The organism is Inquilinus sp. (genome assembly GCF_039594555.1).
Classification (GTDB): Bacteria; Pseudomonadota; Alphaproteobacteria; order DSM-16000; family Inquilinaceae; genus Inquilinus.
In genome coordinates, this window is the sequence record NZ_JBCNNF010000473.1 from 1 (window position 1) to 5036 (window position 5036).

Sequence of the window (5036 nt, forward strand, 5' to 3'; positions counted from 1 at the left end):
CGATGGCCGGCGGCGACGGCGCCGACTACATCCCCACCGGGATCGGCGCCGGCATCGTCGATGGCGGCGCCGGCACCGACACGCTCTATGTCGACCGCGGCACCACCAGCGCCGGCGTCACCTTCACCCTGAACGGCGCCGCCGGCAGCGACGGCAGCCGGGCGATCAACATGGAGGTGATGACCTATTACGCCGGGTCGGGCAATGACACCGTGACCGGAGCCGGCGGCAATGACGCCATCTATGGCGGCGACGGCACCGACGTGCTGAACGGCGCGGCGGGGAACGACAATCTCAACGGCGGTGCCGGGACCGACACGCTCGCGGGCGGCGACGGCGACGACAGCCTGTCGGGGAATGACGGCAACGACATCCTCCGCGGCGGGCTCGGCCGGGACTACCTGTATGGCAATGCCGGCGACGACCGGATCGAGACCGGAGGTGGCGGCAGCGACTATGGCTCGGGCGGCGACGGCAAGGACACGATGGTCGGCTCGGGCGATGCTGACACCCTCTACGGCGACGCCGGCAACGACACGATCTACGGCTATGCCGGCAACGACTCGCTCTATGGCGGCGCCGACAATGACGCGATCGCCGGCGGCGACGGCGACGACTACATCGCCACCGGAATCGGCGTCGATATCGTCGACGGCGGCGCCGGCATCGACACACTCTATGTCGACCGCAGCACCACGACCGTCGGGGTCACCTTCGTGCTGAACGGGGCGGCCGGCAGCGACGGCAGCCGCGCCGTCAACATGGAACTGATGACCTACTACGCCGGGACGGGCAATGACAGCATCGCGGGCGGCGCCGGCAACGACGCGATCTATGGCGGCGACGGCACCGATGCCCTGAACGGGGCGGGGGGCAACGACAATCTCAATGGCGGCGCCGGCAACGATACGATCGGCGGCAGCACCGGCGACGACAGCCTGTCGGGGAATGACGGCAACGACGTCCTCCTCGGCGGTGCCGGACGGGACTACATGTATGGGAATGCCGGCGACGATCGCATCGAGACTGGCGGGGGCGGCAGCGACTACGGCTCGGGCGGTGATGGTTCGGACGTGCTGGTCGGGTCGGCCGATGCCGAGAGCCTGTATGGCGATGCCGGCAACGACACCCTCACCGGCGCGGCCGGCAATGATTACCTCTATGGCGGCGCTGACAACGACGTGCTGCGCGGCGATGCCGGGGCCGACTACCAGGATGGCGGCGCCGGGGTCGATACCGTCAGCTACTACACCGGCACGGTCGGGGTCGCGGTCAACCTGGCGACCGGCGCCGCCAGCGGCGGCGACGCCCAGGGCGACACGCTGTTCAACTTCGAGAATGTCAGCGGCAGCCAGGGCAATGACAGCCTGATCGGGAGCGCCGTCGCGAACACCCTGCAGGGCTGGAACGGCAACGACGTGCTCACGGGCGGTGACGGCCAGGACACGCTGACCGGGGGCGCCGGGGCCGACCGCTTCGTCTATGTCAGCGTGACGAACAGCCCGACCGGGGCGGGGGCGGACCGGATCACCGATTTCAGCCATGCCCAGGCCGACCTGATCGACCTGTCGGCGATCGACGCCAACAGCGGGCTGGTCGGGAACCAGGCCTTCACCTTCCTCGGCACCGGCCTCTACACCGGCGTCGCCGGCCAGTTGCGCTACGCCGTCTCCGGCGGCGTCACCACCATCGCCGGCGACATCAATGGCGACAAGGTGTCCGATTTCGCCATTACGCTGACCGGCGCGGTGCCGCTGGTGGCGGCCGACTTCGTGCTGTAGCGGCCGATACGACAATGCCCGCCCCGACAGGGGCGGGCATTTCGTCGATATACAGGCCTTGAGGCGGAGATCAGCCCTGGGCGGCGACGGCGACGCCCTTGCCCTCGAGCAGCTCCTGCAGCTCGCCGGTCTGGTACATCTCGCGGATGATGTCGCAGCCGCCGACGAACTCGCCCTTGACGTAGACCTGCGGGATGGTCGGCCAGTTCGAGAATTCCTTGATGCCCTGGCGCAGGCCGGGGTCGACCAGGATGTCGATGCCCTTGAACGGCACGCCGAGATGGGTCAGCACCTGGACCACGGCGGCGGAGAAGCCGCATTGCGGGAACACCGGGGTGCCCTTCATGTAGACGACGACGTCGTTGCCGGCGATGTCGTTGCGGATGCGCTCGAAGACGGGGTTGTCCATGGGGGTCTCGCTGGCTGAGGGTCAGGCTTCGGCGGCGATCGAGGTGTGCAGCATCAGGGCGTGCAGCTCGTTGCCCATCCGGCCGCCCAGGGCCTGATAGACCATCTGATGCTGCTGCACGCGGCTCTTGCCGGCAAAGGCGGGGCTGGTGACATAGGCGGCATAGTGGTCGCCGTCGCCGCGCAGATCCTCGATCCGCACCTCGGCGCCGGGCAGGCCGTCCTTGATCAGGCGGACGATCTCCGCCGGGTCCATCGCCATCTCATGCCTCTCCCGACTGCACGATGTCGGTCATGTAGCTGGGCAGCCACGCCTCGTTGATGCGGCGCAGCTCAGCCACCGATATGGCATTGCCGTCGCCGCGCTTCAACACATCGCCGCCGGTGCGGCCGATGATTTGCGCCGGCACGCCGGCCGCCCGGGCTCGCGCCAGCAGCGCCTCGCCGTCGGCCGTGGTGACCAGATAGCGGCCCTGGTCCTCGCCGAACAGCAGCCCGGCCTCGGCCGGAAGATCGACCGTGGCGCCGATCCGCCCTGCCATCGCCATCTCCGCCACGGCGACATAGAGGCCGCCATCGGACAGGTCGTGGCAGGCGGTCGCCGTGCCGTCCTGGATCAGCGCGCGGACGAGATCGCCGTTGCGGCGTTCGGCGGCCAGATCGACCGGCGGCGGCGCGCCATCCTCGCGGCCATGGATCTCGCGGGCATACAGCGAGGCGCCGACATGGCCCTTAGTTTCGCCAACCAGGACAATGGCTTCGCCGGCGGTCTTGAAGCCGAGCCGGACATGGCGCCCGCCGGCCTCGACCAGGCCGACGCCGCCGATCGCCGGGGTCGGCAGGATGGCCTCGCCGGAGGTCTCGTTGTAGAGCGACACGTTGCCGGAAACGACCGGGAAATCAAGCGCCAGGCAGGCGGCCTTCATACCCTGGATGCAGCCGACGAACTGGCCCATGATCCGCGGCTTCTCGGGGTTGCCGAAGTTCATGTTGTCGGTGATCGCCAGCGGCCGGGCGCCGGTGGCGGTCAGGTTGCGCCAGGCCTCGGCCACGGCCTGGGCGCCGCCGGCCTCGGGGTCGGCATAGCAGTAGCGCGGGGTGCAGTCGGTGGTGATGGCCAGCAGCTTGCCGGTGCCGTGCACCCGCACCAGCGCCGCATCGGCCTGGCCGGACAGGGCGACGGTGTCGGCGCCGACCTGGCTGTCATACTGCTCCCAGATCCAGCGCTTGGAGGCGAGGTCCGGGCAGGCCAGCAGGCGGGTCAGCACCGCCTCCGGCGCCTCCGGCAGCGGCAGTGACGACGCGGCGATCTCCGGCCGCTTCGGCGTCGGCTCCCACGGCCGGGCATAGTTGGGCGAGGCGTCGACCAGCTCCGCCACCGGCATGTCGGCCCAGGTCCGACCGTGCATCTTCAGCACCATGCGGCCGGTGTCGGTGACCCGGCCGATCACGGCGAAGTCCAGCTCCCATTTGCGGAAGATCGCCTCGGCCTCGGCCTCGCGGCCGGGCTTCAGCACCATCAGCATCCGCTCCTGGCTCTCCGACAGCATGATCTCGTAGGGGACCATGCCGGTCTCGCGCTGCGGCACATGGTCGAGGTCCAGCTCGATGCCGCAGCCGCCCTTGCTGGCCATCTCGACGGAGGAGGAGGTCAGGCCGGCCGCGCCCATGTCCTGGATGGCGACGATGGCGTCGGTCGCCATCAGCTCCAGGCAGGCCTCGATCAGCAGCTTCTCGGTGAAGGGGTCGCCGACCTGCACGGTCGGGCGCTTCTCCTCCGACGCCTCGTCGAACTCGGCCGAGGCCATGGTGGCGCCGTGGATGCCGTCGCGCCCGGTCTTGGAGCCGACATAGACCACCGGGTTGCCGATGCCGCCGGCCGCCGAATAGAAAATCTTATCGGTCGAGGCCACGCCCACGGTCATGGCGTTGACCAGGATGTTGCCGTTGTAGGAGGCGTGGAAGTTGGTCTCGCCGCCCACCGTCGGCACGCCGACGCAGTTACCGTAGCCGCCGATGCCCTCGACCACGCCGGCCACCAGGTGCCGGGTCTTCGGGTGGTCCGGGCTGCCGAAGCGCAGCGCGTTCATGTTCGCCACCGGCCGCGCGCCCATGGTGAACACGTCGCGCAGGATGCCGCCGACGCCGGTCGCCGCGCCCTGGTAGGGCTCGATGAAGCTCGGGTGGTTGTGGCTCTCCATCTTGAAGATGGCGGCCTGGCCGTCGCCGATGTCGATCACGCCGGCATTCTCGCCGGGGCCGCAGATCACCCAGGGGGCGGTGGTCGGCAGCTGCTTCAGCCAGCGGCGGGAGGATTTGTAGGAGCAGTGCTCCGACCACATCACCGAGAAGATGCCGAGCTCGGTCAGCGTCGGCATCCGGCCCATGATGGTCTGGGTCAGGGCGAATTCGTCGGCGGTCAGGCCGAACTCCGCCGCCAGCGCCTGGGTGACTTCGGGTTCCGCCGGCAGGGCGGGGGCGTTGGACGGGTGGGCGTTGGTCATGAAAGGATCTGCACCAGGCCTTCGAACATGGCGCGGCCGTCGGAATTGCCGTGTTCCGGCTCCGCCGCCCGCTCGGGGTGGGGCATCATGCCGAGCACCCGCCGGTTCTCGGACAGGATGCCGGCGATGTCGTTCAGGCTGCCGTTCGGGTTGCCGCGGCCGTCCTCGTCGGCGATGTAGCGGAAGGCGACGCGGTCCTCGTCCTCCAGCCGCTTCAGCGTGTCCGGGTCGGCGAAGTAGCAGCCGTCATGGTGCTGGATCGGGATGCGCACCGTCTGCCCGGCATTGTAGCCGCGGGTGAACGGGCTGTTCGAGGTCTCGACCCGCATCGCCACGGTGCGCG

Annotated in this window: 5 protein-coding genes; 1 reads left to right on the top strand and 4 read right to left on the bottom strand. The window is 69.4% G+C overall.

Annotated elements, in window-relative coordinates:
* Positions 1-1781, top strand: a 1781-nt coding sequence (locus ABDW35_RS31955) for a calcium-binding protein (protein WP_343717884.1), incomplete at its 5' end; no start/stop codon positions are given.
* A gap of 70 nt (positions 1782-1851) precedes the next feature.
* Here ABDW35_RS31955 and grxD read toward each other — a convergent pair.
* From grxD to ABDW35_RS31975, 4 genes are all read right to left on the bottom strand, one after another.
* Entirely contained in the window at positions 1852-2190 is a 339-nt protein-coding gene (gene grxD, locus ABDW35_RS31960; RefSeq protein ID WP_343717885.1) for a Grx4 family monothiol glutaredoxin, read from the bottom strand.
* A gap of 21 nt (positions 2191-2211) precedes the next feature.
* Positions 2212-2451, bottom strand: coding sequence for a BolA family transcriptional regulator (locus tag ABDW35_RS31965; RefSeq protein WP_034833020.1), 240 nt, complete (start codon positions 2449-2451; stop codon positions 2212-2214).
* Between the two features lies 1 nt (position 2452).
* Complete coding sequence (gene purL / locus ABDW35_RS31970) at positions 2453-4693, bottom strand: phosphoribosylformylglycinamidine synthase subunit PurL (protein WP_343717886.1); 2241 nt, start codon at positions 4691-4693, stop codon at positions 2453-2455.
* A partial coding sequence (locus ABDW35_RS31975) for a phosphoribosylformylglycinamidine synthase subunit PurQ (RefSeq protein ID WP_343717887.1) occupies positions 4690-5036 on the bottom strand: 347 nt, incomplete at its 5' end. The genes purL and ABDW35_RS31975, both read right to left, overlap by 4 nt.